This window comes from Pararhizobium sp. IMCC3301 (genome assembly GCF_030758315.1).
In the GTDB taxonomy this organism is placed as follows: domain Bacteria; phylum Pseudomonadota; class Alphaproteobacteria; order Rhizobiales.
Map to the genome: position 1 here is coordinate 2484961 of NZ_CP132336.1, position 13217 is coordinate 2498177.

Below are 13217 nucleotides of genomic sequence, written 5' to 3' on the forward strand. Positions count from 1 at the left end.
TTTCACAGCTCTATTCTGCCATGTCCTTCTTGATATCCTGCACCATACTGAAAAACCGCCGCATCACCTGTTCGCTCATATCCAACGCCTCTTCCAGTTTTGCCATGTCGGGCTGGTCGGTCTGCTCTGCTTCCAGCCTGTCAACACGTCTTTCCAGCTCGTCGATACGGCGCTTCAGACTGGTCTCTTGTTCTGCGCTCATGTCAGTGATCGCGCTGCATTGCCAGACGGCATTTTCCTGCTCACAGCGGGAAACGGAACCGCTTTCCAGATCAATGCGCAAATACGCGCTGTTGCCGGTCTGGTTCAGTTCAATCATCTGAAACCGTTCGGCTTCGGCGCTGGTGACGACCAAGGCTGATACGGTGAACCCGAAAGCTGCCGCATATCGCCATAGCGGGTGTCTCGACTTTGTTTGCATCACATTCTCCTTTCTGCCCACTGTCATTGCAGGGGAACATGGCAACGTCATGATTGACAGGCGGCGCGGGATCGGGTTTCAACCACTCTGGGGCCGGGACCCTGGTCGGGTTGGGCAATATTTCGGACTGATGCGCATTTCATGACGGATCAATTTATCTTCAAATTATTGACACAGGATCAATGGAGCACTTTTCAGGCCGAAAAGATTTTCCGGGGTGCGCCGGTCGATCTTGCGGACGGTTACATTCATTTTTCCACCCGCTCTCAAATTGCTGAAACCGCCGCAAAGTATTTTTCCGCTCTGCCTGCAGTGGTCGTGGCGGAAATTGACGTCGCGGCGTTGCCAAAAGCAGTGGCCTGGGAGCCAGCGCGGGCCGGTGCCCTGTTTCCGCATCTGTATGCGGATCTGCCGCTGGCTGCTGTGGGCAGAACCAGTGTTCTGTCCCGCGACAGCGCGGGGGCCTTCGTGTTTCCAAATTGGGCGCGACCGCGCTGATGAGCGCGTTTCTGCAAAAGCTCACCCAGGGCTTCCTTCAGATGTTGAGCGCCGAGCGCGCCCATAATCTGACCATTAACGCCTTGCGCGCCGGTCTGTATCCCAGGCACTATCCGACCGACGACCCGCGTCTTTCGGTGCGGATTCTGGGTCAGCATTTTCCCAACCCTGTCGGGATTGCGGCGGGTTTTGACAAGAACGCCCTGGTGTACAACCAGTTGCTGAAACTCGGCTTCGGATTTGCCGAAGCTGGCACTGTGACGCCTCTGGCGCAGCCCGGCAATGAAGGCCCGCGCGCCTTCCGACTGCGGGAGCACCAGGCAATTATCAACCGTTACGGCTTTAACAATGATGGCATGGAGGCGGTTTCGCAACGTCTTCAGACTGTGCCGCCGGCCGGCGTTCTGGGCATAAATGTCGGGGCCAACAAAACCAGCCCGGACAAGGCAGCGGATTATGCCGTCTGTGTGCGCCGCCTTGCGCCCTTTGCCGGATTCATCACCGTCAATATTTCCTCGCCCAATACGCCAGGCCTGCGCGCCCTGCAGGTTGGCGATGCGCTGGATGAATTGCTGGCTCGGGTAGTGGAGGCGCGCAATGAAGTGGTTTTTGACCATCAGCCAAAACCGCTGCTGCTGAAAATCGCCCCGGATATCACCGAGCATCAGCTTGATGCGATAGTGCGGTCTGTGGCCACGCATCGTCTGGAAGGCATGATTGTCTCCAACACAACGCTCGACCGGTCTTTGGTATCGGATGCCCGCCACGCTGGCGAGGCTGGCGGCCTGTCAGGAGCGCCGTTGTTTGACCGGGCAACGATTCTGCTTGCCAAGACCCGGGAGCGCGTCGGCCCGCTATTGCCGCTGATTGGCGTCGGCGGAATTTCAAATGGCCGCCAGGCTGTTCAGAAGCTGGAAGCGGGCGCCAATCTCATCCAGCTCTACAGCGCTCTGGCCTATCAGGGGCTGCCGCTGCTGCAGGAAATCAAGACAGAAATGCTCGCAACCCTGGACCAGCAGGATGTCTCAAGGGTTTCCGTCCTCACCGGCAGCAATGTCCGGGAATGGGCCTCGCGCAGCTATTAGTTAGTTTGATGCGAAACTCTCCCGGATGCGTCTCCGCGAAATCCACCACAGAGAAAATCCGCGTGCGGCGAGGAATACCCACATTGCAATCCACAGACCGCTATTGCCGTAAAGCGGTGTCAGAACCCACCAGACGGCCAGATACAGCAGCAGCGACGCGATCATCATGTTGCGCATATCGCGCGACCATGTCGCTCCGATAAACACGCCATCCATAATGAAAGCCAGCACCCCGATGATCGGGGTCACCGCCGCAAATGGCAGATAGGTCCGCGCCAGTTGCCGCACATCCGGCTCCGTGGTCATGATGTCAATCAGCCGCGGCCCGCCTGTCCAGAACAGCAGGGCCAGCACTGCGGCCATGGCAAAGCCCCACAGGCTGGTCAGGCGCACAGTTTGCACGAAGCCTTCCCGGTAATTGGCCCCGAGCGCCCGGCCGCCCAATTGTTCGGCAGCGACTGCAAGACCATCGAGAAAATACCCGCCGGTCAGAAAGAAATGGATCAGCACCGCATTGGCCGCTAGCAGCAGATCGCCCTGACGCGCGCCCTGGGCGGTGAAAAACGCATACGCAAACAGCAACCCGAAGGACCGGATCATGATGTCCCGGTTCAGCGAAAACATACGCATCATCGACGCACGTTCGAAAATCCGCTGTCGGCTGGGCCGCTCCTCGGCTTCAAAGCGTTTGCCGATCTGCCTATGAACCATCACGCATCCGGCAATCGCGATCAGCGCTTCGGCCATAAATGTGCCCCAGGCAATGCCAGCAACACCAAAATCGTAATACAGCACAAGCGTAACGTTGAAAGCCATATTGAGGCCGTTAAGAACGGTCTGAATCAGCAGCCCGGTGCCGGATTTACCAAGTCCCAGATACCAGCCCAGCACTGCATAATTGACCAGCGAGAATGGCGTTGCCAGCACGCGGATAGTGAAATAGGTCCGTACCGCCTGGTCCACAGCCGCGCTGGGCTTCATGAAATACAGGCCGGTTTCCAGAAACGGCTTGCTCAGCGCGATGGTCAGCAGCCCGAGCGATACGGCGAGCAGAACTGCGCGGTAATACACTGCCTGCTGTTCCTTGCGGTCATTGCGTCCCAGCGCCTGAGCAGTCAGGCCGGTGGTGCCTGAGCGGAGGAAATTGAAGCCTCCAAAAATAATATCGAAAATAACTGCCCCGACAGCAATGCCGCCGATCAGCGCGGCGTCCGACAATTGCCCGATCACGGCAGTGTCGACTATGCCCAGCAACGGCGTTGACAGATAGGCCAGCGTCATCGGCACTGCCAGCCCGACCACAACACGGCTGTTGACCGGAAACGGGCGCGCAATCTGGGTCTCGGTCTTGGGCACACGCGGCGGCGAATCAAGTGTCATGTCGGGGCTTTCTCTTTTGCTTGTAGTCTAAAGCAAGACAGGGAAAAGTTCGAAATTCTTATGTCTGCCTGCGAAGCAAATTGCACCGGCTCATCGCGGCGGTAGCCTGAGGACCGTTAGAAAAATACTGTGGCCTGTGATATGCTGATATGTCGCGGTTTGCGCGACTTCGGGCTTCTTTTAACAAGCCCATAGATACACATATGAGGTTGGTGACATGGGATTGTATATTATTACCGGCTGCTACACGGCTGAGGCAGCAAAGGGGCTTATCAACCACCCCAGTGACCGGGAAGCGGCAGTACGTCCGTTGATCGCGGCAGGCGGTGGAAAATTGATCTCGTTTCTGATTACCACCGGAGAGACGGATTTTTCGATGGTCATTGAGACGGATGATCTGGAAGGCATGATGGCCTCTCTGATTGTGGCAGGGGCTACCGGCACGGTCTCCAATTTGAAAACCGTGCAGGCGTTTACCAGTGCCCAGTTCCTTGCGGCACAGAAAAAAGCCGGCCAGATCACTGCAAAATTCAAGGCCGCCGGGCAGGGGTGAGTTATCTGGTCTGATACATTGACGGAGCGTCTTAAGGCGTTGGACCCGGAGGCGTGGGAAACACGCCCCCGGGAACCCAAACTGCGCGGTCATTTGAGCAAGATGCGCCGCTATACGAAAGCTGTTCTCTGCGTTGGAAAAGCAGACTTCGCTCCCGGAACAAACCGCTTGTAGATCACCTTTGAATGCATAGAATGGCGCTATGAGCATTGAAATAACCGTGTTGATCCTGCTGGCCGCAGCTTTGCATGCCGGCTGGAATGCGCTGATCAAAATCAGCGGCGACCGGATCGCTGTCATGGCAGTTGTCACTCTGGCAGGAAGCATGCTTTCCCTGCTCGCGCTTCCATTTGTGGACAGTCCTGACATTGCCAGCCTGCCACTGCTCGCCCTGACCATTCTGATCCATACCGGGTATCATTTCTTTCTTCCAATTGCCTACGACCATGGCGATCTTGGCCAAGTCTATCCGATTGCGCGCGGCGCGGCGCCTATTCTTGTCACGCTGGGTGCCCTCATTTTTGCCGGAGAACAGATCAGCCAAATGGCTTTGATCGGCGTTCTATGTCTGGCTGTCGGGGTTATGGCGCTTGCCTTCGATGGCCGAAAGCCCGGCAGGATCAATCCCAGGGCGGTTTTCTTTGCTCTTGCAACAGGCGTTTGCATCGCCGCTTACACTATTGTCGATGGGCTGGGCGCACGACAAGCCGGCTCAATTCTGGGCTTTGCGGTGTGGTTGACCATTGGTGACGGCATTCTGACCTTCCTGATTGCGTTGCTGTGGAAACGGCGCGAGATCGTGGTGGTTGTAAAAACCAACGTCCTGACAGGCTTCGCCGGGGGCGCCATGCAGGTGAGCGCCTATTGGATCATCGTCTATGCGCTTGCTGTCGCGCCGATGGGCATGGTGTCCGGCCTTCGCGAGACAAGTGTTCTTTTTGCAGCACTCATTTCAACGTTCGTTTTGAAGGAAGGGTTCGGAGTCTGGCGTTTCCTGTCCGCCAGCCTCGTGACGTTCGGACTGATTATCAGCCGCAGCAAAACCTAAATCGTTTCATGCCAGCCAGCCGGCTGTGCCCGATGTGAGACAGTCTCAGCGCTCGAAAACTTCGACCGCGAGAATAGTCGGCAGGTGGCGCGCGATCTCCAGCCATTCCTCGCCTTCATCGAAGCTGGCAAACACCGAGCCGCTGTTGGTTCCGAAATAAACCCCTGCCGGATCGCGCTGATCCCCCGTCATCGCCTGACGCAGCACGGTGAAGAAGCAACCCTCCTGAGGCAGACCCTTGCGCAGCGCCTGCCAGCTTTGACCGCCATCGCGCGAGCGCCACACCGCAGCGGCGGCATCGGGTGGAAAGCGCCCGACCATATCGCCGTTCAGCGGCAGCGTCCAGATTGTATCCGGATCACGCGGGTGAACCCGGATCGGAAAGCCGAAGGTCGATGGCAGGCCTTCTGTAATGTCATCCCAGTTGCGTCCGCCATCGCGCGAACGCCAGACGCCGTGGTGGTTCTGCTGGTAAAGCAGATCATGCGCGCCGGGCGCGCGCATCATGTTATGGACACAGTGACCGGTTTCACCGTCACGCGGAGCTGCGGGATGGTCATGATGGACACAGGCCTCGGCATTCGACAAACGGTTGCGTCTCTGCCAGCTTGCTCCGCCATCTTCGGTCGCAAATACGCCGGCTGCGGAAATACCGACCCAGAGCTTTTTCGGATTGGCCGGATCAGCGACAATCGTATGCAGCACCAGTCCGGCAGCGCCCGGGTTCCAATTCTCCGCAGAAGGGTGGTCGGTCAAAGCTTCCACACGGTGCCATGTTTTGCCGCGATCCTCGCTGGCCAGAAGGCCTGCAGGCTTGGTGCCGGCGTAAAGCGTGCCATGGGCAAAGCAGAGCGACCAGATTTGAGCGAAATCCGCGTTGAACGGCAATGCGTCTTCGGTCCAGCCAATCATTTTGGCAAAGTCGGCATCTTTGGCGGCCCAGTCATCCAGTGTGCCTCTGGTAAGCCTGACAAGCTGCCAGGTTTCACCCGCATCTTCCGAACGCCAGATGCCAGCGCCATGCCAGTCGCCGCCACCGCCGGCCCACAGCGTGCCGGTTGCCGGGTCTCCGACGATATGATTGATCGGCCAGCCATCGCAGAACGGGCCTGTCACTTTCCAGCCGCTGCGGCCGGTTCCGCCGGAAATCAAAAAGGCACCTTTGGTGGTGGCGGCCAAGACGGTCAAGACGGTCAAGTCGGTCAGGGTGCTTGAAGACATTGATTGTGCACTCCCGTAAATTTTACAGAGATTAGAACAGATTTTATGAATGTCGAGCCCTTTGACGCTTGGCATCCAGTGCGCAGCCCCGGCATTTCGTTGTCACATTTTCCGCACTGCCGCTGTATAGACTGGCGGAAACAGGCATTGACGATTGCTGGTTTGCGGCAATATACGCCGGGTCTGTCCCGCGTAAGGAGGAATTATGGAAACGATCTATAGCGATCTGCAACAATTGGGTGGCCGGACAGAACTGCCGGTGTCACCGGAGCAGGCTGTAATTGAGCGTGTCGCGAATCCCCAGGCGGATGTGGCTTATTGTGTGCGTTTCACCGCGCCGGAATTCACCTCGCTGTGTCCGATGACGGGCCAGCCGGATTTCGCCCATCTGGTCATCGATTATGTGCCGGCAGACTGGCTTGTGGAATCCAAATCGCTCAAGCTTTTCCTCGGCGCGTTCCGCAATCATGGCGCTTTCCATGAAGATTGCACGGTCTCGATCGCACGGCGGCTGGTCGATTTTCTTGAGCCGCAATGGCTTCGGATCGGAGGCTACTGGTATCCGCGCGGCGGCATCCCGATTGATGTGTTCTGGCAAACCGGCACCATGCCGGAGGGGGTCTGGATCCCGGATCAGGGTGTCCCTCCCTATCGCGGCAGGGGATGACGTGGTCGTAAATGCAAGCAAATAGGCGGCCGACCTTGCCGGATCAGTCGCGCGATTTCATCAGCCGCAGGAAGAACCAAACCGGTACTACAATCACCGCGCCCAGCGCGATATAGCCGAGAAAATCACCCAGCGAATTGAAGACGCTGATAAAGGCGCGTTCGATAAAGTCTATCAGCGTGCGGATCAGCTCCAGTGGTTGCAGCTGGAATGCCGACAGCACAAAGCCGACCACCAGCGACAGAATGATCAGCCGCACAGCCACCCGCAAAGGCGTATCGCCAAGAAAACGGTCCAGTCCGGAGCGCCTGTCATTCAGGGAATTTGGATCGGTCATTCAGAACCCTTATGAATTTCCACCTGATGTGGGTATGGAATGGTGATTCCGCCAGCATCAAATGCTTCTTTGACCTTTTTCAGCAGCGAGAAATTGAATTCCCAGTAATCACCGGTATTGCACCAGACCCGCAATTGCAGATCCACTGATGAATCGTTCAGCGTGGTCACCCGCACCCATGGCTCGGGCTCGCTCTTGGCGCGCTCATCTTCTTTGACCACATCCACAATGATGCCGATCGCCTTGTCGATATCATCATCATAATCAATCCCGAAAGTGATATCCAGCCGCCTGGTTTCCTTGCGCGAAAAATTGGTGATGGTCGACCCCCAGGCATCGCCATTCGGCACGATCACCTGGACGTTCTGCGGCGTGACAAGTTGGGTGAAAAACAGATTGATATCTTCCACGGTACCGCTTTCGCCAGCGATGGAGACATATTCATACAATTTATAGGGCCGGAACAGAACCAGCATCACACCGGCTGCGACATGAGACAGGGTGCCCTGCAAGGCCAGGCCGATAGCCAGAGTGGTGGCACCCAGAACCGCAACCAGGCTGGTTGCTTCAAAACCGAACAATTGCAGCACGGCGATGATGACGAATACCAGAACCAGATAATAGGCAATCGTCGACAGAAACACGCCCAATGTGCTGTCCACCCGGGTACTGGCCACCGCGCGTTTGCGAATAAAGCTTTTGATGAACCCGGCTGCCCAGAATCCGAGCACGAGAAACAGGATCGCCTGTGCGACGCTCCACAGAAAGGGAGCAACGTTTGAGGCGATTGACTGGGCGAGTTGGGCGGCGTCTTCCATGAATAATCTTCCGGCAAAGGGTTGGCTGCGCCTACATAGAGCACTTTGTGTCGATGTTGAAGCATTTGATCACCCGCTTCACCGCGACCACGATTCTCTGACGCGGCCATGTTGGCAGAGGTCTGGCATGGAAACGCAATCGACAGAACATTGGTTCACATGGTGAAACCGGAAATTGTATATTGATATTTTTCATGGTCTGTGGCATCGGTAGATTATCGTCCGGATCACCGTCGCGGCAACCCCTGCGAGCGCCTGCCTGGCGACGAACCGGCGACCAGCCTGAAAAAATTGGACCGCAAAATGGCCGGCAATGAAAGTTCCAAAGTACAAGTCATTGATCGCGCCGTGGAACTTCTCAATTCTCTGTCCCGCTACCCGGACGGCGTGACGCTGACGGAGTTGAGCCAGTATACCGGCTTTCACAAGGCGACCGTGCTGCGCTTCCTCAAATCACTCGAGATCAACGGTCTTGTCGAGCAGGAGCGCAACGGCAAACAATGGACATTGGGCGCAGGTCTGTTCCAAATCGCGTCGCGCGGCAGACGCGGTAACGATTTGCGCGAAATTGCCCGCCCGGTCATGGAACGCACCTGCCGCGATATCGGAGAGACGGTGCAACTGGCTATATTGAGTGGCTGTGATGTGATTTACGTCGAAAAGGTGGAGCCGGAAAATCTCGATCTCAGAATCAATACGCAGATAGGCACTCGGCGCCCGATTCACAGTACGGCCCTTGGCAAGGTTCTGGTGGCGGATTTGCCCTGGAGCGAGGTCGAGCAGATTTTGCAAACATCCGGTATGCCGGCGAAAACGCAGCAGACAATCCGCGATCCGAAGGTGTTTCGCACCGAATTGGACAAGGTGCGTCAGGCCGGGTTTTCCGTTGATGATCATGAATTCAACGAACTCGTGATCTGCGCCGCAGCCCCGTTGCGCAATGCCTCGGGAAGTATTGTCGCCGGATTGAGTATTTCGACATTCGGCAGCGATTCCGCTTCACAGCGGTTTGCCGGCATCATCAAAGCGGTCAATGCTGCGGCCGGGCAGATATCGGGGAAACTCGGATACCGGAAGGTGAGCTGACATGACGCAAACAAGCATAATCGGCAAAGATGGCAGTCGGGAGCGGCTGGAAGCGCTCGGCATTGATCTGCCGGTTCTGGCGGCACCGCTAAACGCCTATGTCGACGCCGTGCTGGATAATGGTCTGCTGTATCTGTCGGGCAAGGGGCCGCGGCGCCCTGACGGCAGCCGCAGAGTGGGCAAGGTCGGCGGTGATGTCTCTGTCGAAGAGGCCAGCGAGGATGCCCGTATAACCGGCATCAATCTGCTGGCGGCAATCCAGGCGGCAATCGGTTCATTGGAAAAAGTCGAGCGCGTCGTCAAGGTGCTGGCGCTGGTCAATGCCGTGCCGGAATTTGCCGATCACCCCAAGGTCATTGACTCATTTTCCTCCCTGATGGTCGATGTCTTCGGCGACAAAGGCCGCCATGCGCGTTCCGCTTTTGGTGTCGGCAGTCTGCCAAACCGTATGACGATCGAGATAGAGATGATCGTGCGGGTCGCGCAGTGAACCCGATGGTCACGCTTTCGCACGGTGGATCAAGTCTGCAGGTCAGGCCGCTGGGCGCCGAATTGACTTCCTGGAACGTCGATGGTCTGGAGCTGTTGTGGCAGGCAGACCCCGATTTCTGGCCGCGCTCGTCACCAATTCTGTTCCCGGTGGTTGGCCAGTGCGTCGGAAGTGCGATCCGCATCGGCGATCAGAGCTATCCGATGAGCCGCCATGGCTTTGCCTCGCAGATGCCGTTCGCGACGATGGATTGCACCGACAACGCCGCCCACTTTCTGCTCACCGATACGCCTGAGACCTGGCAGCATTTCCCCTTCGCCTTCGAGCTCAAGGTCAGCTATCGTCTTGAGGCGGCTTCCGTCACCTGTGCCTTTTCCGTTACCAATACCGGTGCCGAACCGATGCCCTATGCGCTCGGCCTGCATCCGGGATTCAACTGGCCGGACAGGAATACCGGCAGCGACGCGAAAATCATATTTGAAGCCCTTGAACCTTCCAGCGTGCCGGTGATTACAGCGGATGGTTTTTTCACGGACAACGTGCGACGGCTCGAACTCGATGGCAACACACTGGCCTTGTCGGAGCGCAATCTCGGTTCCGAAGCGCTGTGTTTTCTGAACGCGAAAAGTCGCGCGCTGACATTCTGCCAAAATGACCGGCCTTCAATTACAATTGCCAATGACGGCTTCCCTCACTTTGCTATCTGGACCAGGCCGGAAGCGCCATTTCTGTCAATCGAGAGCTGGACGGGACACGGCGATCCGGCTGGTTTTGCCGGGGCGTTTCGGGAAAAGCCGTCTCTGCGCGCTCTTCAACCCGGCGTCAGCCGGCAGGATATCGTCCGCTTCAGCTGCGGCGAGGTCCATCATGGTTGAGGTCTCGGTCGTTACGAATGAACCCGATTGTCTGGGAGAAGCGCCGCAATGGCATGCCGGCGAAAACAGACTGTACTGGGTCGATTCCTTTGCTCCGGCAATCAGGTCTCTCGATCCGGATGACGGCAATGTCACCTCATTCCCGCTGCCGGCAGACATTGGGTCATTTGTCTTTGCCAGGGACGGAAGTCTGGTCGCCGGTATGCGCGGCGGGTTCCATCGCATCGATCTTGCAAATGGCTCGGTGGAACCACTCGCCAATCCGCTTGGTGCTGATCCGCGAATGATGCTCAATGACGGCAAGTGTGACCGGCGCGGCCGCTATTGGTGCGGCAGCGTTCATTCCGATTTTATCGGTCGGCCAGCCGCATTATTCCGGCTCGACCCGGATCTTTCGGTCCGCGAAATGGACAATGGTTTTATTATCGGCAATGGCATCGCATTCTCCCCGGATGACACGCGGATGTATTTTGCCGACAGCCGGGACGAAACCGTCTGGGTCTACGATTTCGATATTGCAACAGGAGCGATATCGAACCGCCGGCTGTTTTTCTCGACCCGCACAATCGAGGGCCGGGTTGACGGAGCCGCCTGCGATACCAATGGAAATTACTGGTGTGCCCTGGTTCATGGCGGCGAGGTTGGCTGCATTTCTCCGGAAGGGGAGCTGATTGAGCGCATTGCGGTGCCATGCCGTCACCCCACCATGGTTGCCTTTGGCGGACCCGACCGCACGGATCTTTATGTGACGAGTGCAACCGCAATGCTGGATAAGAGCGAGCGCGGCGAGTGGCCGGATGCGGGCAAATTGTTCCGCATTACCGGTCATGGAGCGAAGGGATTGCCCGAACCCGTGTTTGATCACGATTTTACTGTCGAGACAGGATAAACCATTATGCCAACAGTTCTGATCACCGGCTGCGATAGCGGAATTGGCCGGGAATTTGCCCAGCAATATGACGCCGAGGGCTGGGACGTGATTGCGAGCTATCGCGATATCAGCAATGCGTTGCCATCCGGCAAACGCCTCCGCAATATTGCACTTGATCTGACCCGGGATGACGATTTTGCGGCGCTGCCCGCGGCGCTCGACGGCGCACCGGTCGATCTTCTGGTATCAAATGCCGGTGTTGGTCTCGACATCAAACGCCTCGGCGCCCTCGATTTCAATTATGTCCGTACCATGTATGAGATCAATGCCATCGGCCCGTTGCGTCTGATCGAGACGCTGGTGGACAATCTTGCCGCCAGTGACATGCGCCGGATTGCCTCCATCACCAGCCGCATGGGCTGTATCGGCCTCAATCTGTCAGGAGGGCATTACGGCTATCGCGCCAGCAAGGCCGGCATCAACGCCATGATGCGCAGTCTGGCAATCGATCTTTTCCCCCGTGGCATAACGGTTGTGTCGATACATCCCGGCTGGGTTGATACAGCGGGCGGTGGGGGCAATGCGGCAGTCCCGGTTGGCGAGAGCGTTTCGTCAATGCGCAAATTGATCCACCATCTCGGCAACCATGAGACCGGACAGATTTTCAGTTATGATGGAACACCCCTGCCATGGTGAGTTCAAAACCGAAATGGGATGTGCTGATTGCGGGCGGAAGGGTTATCGATCCCAAAAACGCGGTCGATACACAGCTTGATATCGCCATCAGCGAGGGTTCGATCGCGTCGGTTGGCACCGGATTATCGCGCAGCAATGCTGACTCAGTCATCGAGGCGGATGGCATGCTGGTGGTTCCCGGCCTGATCGATCTGCATACCCACATCTATCACAAGGCAACCGCCTATGGGGTCGATCCTGAACCCATCGCCCGGCGCTCCGGTGTGGTGACCATGGTGGATGCGGGAAGTGCGGGCGCCGGAAATTTCGCCGGGCTGAGGGATTTCATTTTTGCACGCTCACCGCTCCGGCTGCTGGCCTATGTCAACATTTCCTATCCAGGCATATTTGCGTTTGATCGCGATTTTGTTGTCGGCGAAGCGGCCGTGCGGGAATTGCTGTCGGTCGATCATTGCGTGGCTGCGGTGCAGGAAAACATTGATCTGGTGGTTGGCGTGAAAGTCCGCCTGGGGGCAAATACATCCGGAGATCTCGGCCTGCTGGCGCTGGACCGTGCGATTGAGGCGGCAGAGCGTGTCGGCTTGCCGGTGATGGCCCATATCGGAAAACCGCCCCCGACCTATGCCGAGATTCTCGCGCGTCTGCGCCCGGGCGATATTCTGACCCATTGTTTCCGGCCGGCGCCAAATGCCCCGGTGGACACGAGAGGCGACGTGTTGCCGGCACTCATTGAGGCGCGCGCAAGGGGTGTGTTGTTCGACATTGGCCACGGCATGGGAGCCTTCGGATTTAAGAGCGCGGAATCGGCCATTTCACACGGCTTTCTGCCTGACATCATTTCCAGTGATGTTCATGCGCTGTGCGTTGACGGGCCGGCTTTCGACCTGTTGCATACGATGAGCAAGCTGATGCATTGCGGTGTTGCCCTTGCCGATGCCATTGCCATGGCGACACATCATCCGGCAACCGCTATGGGACGTCCTGATCTGGGACACATCACCATTGGCGGACCCGCTGACCTCACGCTATTAAAACTGGTGAACGTACCGCTTCGCTTTGTCGATGTTCTCGGCCAGGAAAGGATTGGCTCGTCCCGGCTCAGCCCGTGTGGCGCGTTCGCGGCCGGCCAGTATATTGAAAGCGAGATCCGTGATTTCGAAAGCTTGTAGTA

16 protein-coding genes are annotated in these 13217 nt (G+C 57.3%); 11 read left to right on the forward strand and 5 right to left on the reverse strand.

Features of this window, described 5'->3' with window-relative positions; all coding sequences use genetic code 11:
- Positions 1 to 10 precede the first annotated feature (10 nt).
- On the reverse strand, positions 11 to 421 hold the full coding sequence (locus RAL88_RS12050) for a hypothetical protein (protein ID WP_306263665.1): 411 nt from the start codon (positions 419 to 421) through the stop codon (positions 11 to 13).
- A gap of 141 nt (positions 422 to 562) precedes the next feature.
- Here RAL88_RS12050 and RAL88_RS12055 point away from each other — a divergent pair, with 141 nt between their 5' ends.
- Both RAL88_RS12055 and RAL88_RS12060 read left to right on the forward strand, forming a co-directional pair.
- Positions 563 to 919: a DUF952 domain-containing protein gene (locus RAL88_RS12055; protein ID WP_306263667.1), complete on the forward strand. Its 357-nt coding sequence runs from the start codon at positions 563 to 565 to the stop codon at positions 917 to 919.
- Positions 919 to 2004: a quinone-dependent dihydroorotate dehydrogenase gene (locus tag RAL88_RS12060; RefSeq protein WP_306263668.1), complete on the forward strand. Its 1086-nt coding sequence runs from the start codon at positions 919 to 921 to the stop codon at positions 2002 to 2004. The genes RAL88_RS12055 and RAL88_RS12060 overlap by 1 nt, the downstream gene beginning before the upstream one ends.
- Here the strand turns inward: RAL88_RS12060 and RAL88_RS12065 are convergent, their stop codons facing one another.
- Positions 2005 to 3384 (reverse strand): MATE family efflux transporter, encoded by a 1380-nt coding sequence (locus tag RAL88_RS12065; RefSeq protein WP_306263670.1) that lies wholly within the window; start codon positions 3382 to 3384, stop codon positions 2005 to 2007.
- Positions 3385 to 3601: 217 nt separating this feature from the next.
- Between RAL88_RS12065 and RAL88_RS12070 the strand changes: the two genes are divergently transcribed.
- Together RAL88_RS12070 and RAL88_RS12075 are read left to right on the forward strand one after the other, a co-directional pair.
- A complete protein-coding gene (locus tag RAL88_RS12070; protein ID WP_306263671.1) occupies positions 3602 to 3937 on the forward strand; it encodes a GYD domain-containing protein in 336 nt (111 codons plus the stop codon).
- A gap of 202 nt (positions 3938 to 4139) precedes the next feature.
- Positions 4140 to 4985: an EamA family transporter gene (locus RAL88_RS12075; protein ID WP_306263673.1), complete on the forward strand. Its 846-nt coding sequence runs from the start codon at positions 4140 to 4142 to the stop codon at positions 4983 to 4985.
- 45 nt (positions 4986 to 5030) lie between these two features.
- On the opposite strand, the gene RAL88_RS12080 is transcribed toward RAL88_RS12075, so the two are convergent.
- Positions 5031 to 6206 (reverse strand): exo-alpha-sialidase, encoded by a 1176-nt coding sequence (locus RAL88_RS12080; protein ID WP_306263675.1) that lies wholly within the window; start codon positions 6204 to 6206, stop codon positions 5031 to 5033.
- A 205-nt stretch (positions 6207 to 6411) separates the two neighbouring features.
- On the opposite strand from RAL88_RS12080, the gene queF reads away from it, so the two are divergent.
- Entirely contained in the window at positions 6412 to 6873 is a 462-nt protein-coding gene (gene queF, locus RAL88_RS12085; RefSeq protein ID WP_371932093.1) for a preQ(1) synthase, read from the forward strand.
- A 43-nt stretch (positions 6874 to 6916) separates the two neighbouring features.
- Here the strand turns inward: queF and RAL88_RS12090 are convergent, their stop codons facing one another.
- Positions 6917 to 7210: a DUF6460 domain-containing protein gene (locus RAL88_RS12090; protein ID WP_306263676.1), complete on the reverse strand. Its 294-nt coding sequence runs from the start codon at positions 7208 to 7210 to the stop codon at positions 6917 to 6919.
- Complete coding sequence (locus tag RAL88_RS12095; RefSeq protein WP_306263678.1) at positions 7207 to 8028, reverse strand: mechanosensitive ion channel family protein; 822 nt, start codon at positions 8026 to 8028, stop codon at positions 7207 to 7209. The genes RAL88_RS12090 and RAL88_RS12095 overlap by 4 nt, the downstream gene beginning before the upstream one ends.
- A gap of 303 nt (positions 8029 to 8331) precedes the next feature.
- On the opposite strand from RAL88_RS12095, the gene RAL88_RS12100 reads away from it, so the two are divergent.
- Genes RAL88_RS12100 through RAL88_RS12125 form a run of 6 tightly spaced genes read left to right on the forward strand, consistent with a single transcriptional unit; the run spans position 8332 to position 13215 of the window.
- A complete protein-coding gene (locus tag RAL88_RS12100; protein ID WP_306263680.1) occupies positions 8332 to 9114 on the forward strand; it encodes an IclR family transcriptional regulator in 783 nt (260 codons plus the stop codon).
- Between the two features lies 1 nt (position 9115).
- Positions 9116 to 9604, forward strand: a complete 489-nt coding sequence (locus RAL88_RS12105) for a RidA family protein (protein ID WP_306263682.1) — start codon at positions 9116 to 9118, stop codon at positions 9602 to 9604.
- Positions 9605 to 9609: 5 nt separating this feature from the next.
- Entirely contained in the window at positions 9610 to 10479 is an 870-nt protein-coding gene (locus tag RAL88_RS12110; RefSeq protein WP_306269664.1) for an aldose 1-epimerase family protein, read from the forward strand.
- Complete coding sequence (locus RAL88_RS12115) at positions 10472 to 11368, forward strand: SMP-30/gluconolactonase/LRE family protein (protein ID WP_306263683.1); 897 nt, start codon at positions 10472 to 10474, stop codon at positions 11366 to 11368. Before RAL88_RS12110 ends, RAL88_RS12115 begins: the two co-directional genes overlap by 8 nt.
- Positions 11369 to 11374: 6 nt before the next feature.
- Complete coding sequence (locus RAL88_RS12120) at positions 11375 to 12046, forward strand: SDR family oxidoreductase (RefSeq protein WP_306263685.1); 672 nt, start codon at positions 11375 to 11377, stop codon at positions 12044 to 12046.
- Entirely contained in the window at positions 12040 to 13215 is a 1176-nt protein-coding gene (locus tag RAL88_RS12125) for an amidohydrolase/deacetylase family metallohydrolase (protein ID WP_306263686.1), read from the forward strand. Before RAL88_RS12120 ends, RAL88_RS12125 begins: the two co-directional genes overlap by 7 nt.
- Positions 13216 to 13217 lie beyond the last annotated feature (2 nt).

What these genes read in the sequence shown, in the direction of transcription:
- RAL88_RS12050 (WP_306263665.1), bottom strand. Translation starts at nt 421, where the DNA reads ATGCAAACAAAGTCGAGACACCCGCTATGGCGATATGCGGCAGCTTTC.
- RAL88_RS12055 (WP_306263667.1), top strand. Translation starts at nt 563, where the DNA reads ATGACGGATCAATTTATCTTCAAATTATTGACACAGGATCAATGGAGC.
- RAL88_RS12060 (WP_306263668.1), top strand. Translation starts at nt 919, where the DNA reads ATGAGCGCGTTTCTGCAAAAGCTCACCCAGGGCTTCCTTCAGATGTTG.
- RAL88_RS12065 (WP_306263670.1), bottom strand. Translation starts at nt 3,384, where the DNA reads ATGACACTTGATTCGCCGCCGCGTGTGCCCAAGACCGAGACCCAGATT.
- RAL88_RS12070 (WP_306263671.1), top strand. Translation starts at nt 3,602, where the DNA reads ATGGGATTGTATATTATTACCGGCTGCTACACGGCTGAGGCAGCAAAG.
- RAL88_RS12075 (WP_306263673.1), top strand. Translation starts at nt 4,140, where the DNA reads ATGAGCATTGAAATAACCGTGTTGATCCTGCTGGCCGCAGCTTTGCAT.
- RAL88_RS12080 (WP_306263675.1), bottom strand. Translation starts at nt 6,206, where the DNA reads ATGTCTTCAAGCACCCTGACCGACTTGACCGTCTTGACCGTCTTGGCC.
- queF (WP_371932093.1), top strand. Translation starts at nt 6,412, where the DNA reads ATGGAAACGATCTATAGCGATCTGCAACAATTGGGTGGCCGGACAGAA.
- RAL88_RS12090 (WP_306263676.1), bottom strand. Translation starts at nt 7,210, where the DNA reads ATGACCGATCCAAATTCCCTGAATGACAGGCGCTCCGGACTGGACCGT.
- RAL88_RS12095 (WP_306263678.1), bottom strand. Translation starts at nt 8,028, where the DNA reads ATGGAAGACGCCGCCCAACTCGCCCAGTCAATCGCCTCAAACGTTGCT.
- RAL88_RS12100 (WP_306263680.1), top strand. Translation starts at nt 8,332, where the DNA reads ATGGCCGGCAATGAAAGTTCCAAAGTACAAGTCATTGATCGCGCCGTG.
- RAL88_RS12105 (WP_306263682.1), top strand. Translation starts at nt 9,116, where the DNA reads ATGACGCAAACAAGCATAATCGGCAAAGATGGCAGTCGGGAGCGGCTG.
- RAL88_RS12110 (WP_306269664.1), top strand. Translation starts at nt 9,610, where the DNA reads ATGGTCACGCTTTCGCACGGTGGATCAAGTCTGCAGGTCAGGCCGCTG.
- RAL88_RS12115 (WP_306263683.1), top strand. Translation starts at nt 10,472, where the DNA reads ATGGTTGAGGTCTCGGTCGTTACGAATGAACCCGATTGTCTGGGAGAA.
- RAL88_RS12120 (WP_306263685.1), top strand. Translation starts at nt 11,375, where the DNA reads ATGCCAACAGTTCTGATCACCGGCTGCGATAGCGGAATTGGCCGGGAA.
- RAL88_RS12125 (WP_306263686.1), top strand. Translation starts at nt 12,040, where the DNA reads ATGGTGAGTTCAAAACCGAAATGGGATGTGCTGATTGCGGGCGGAAGG.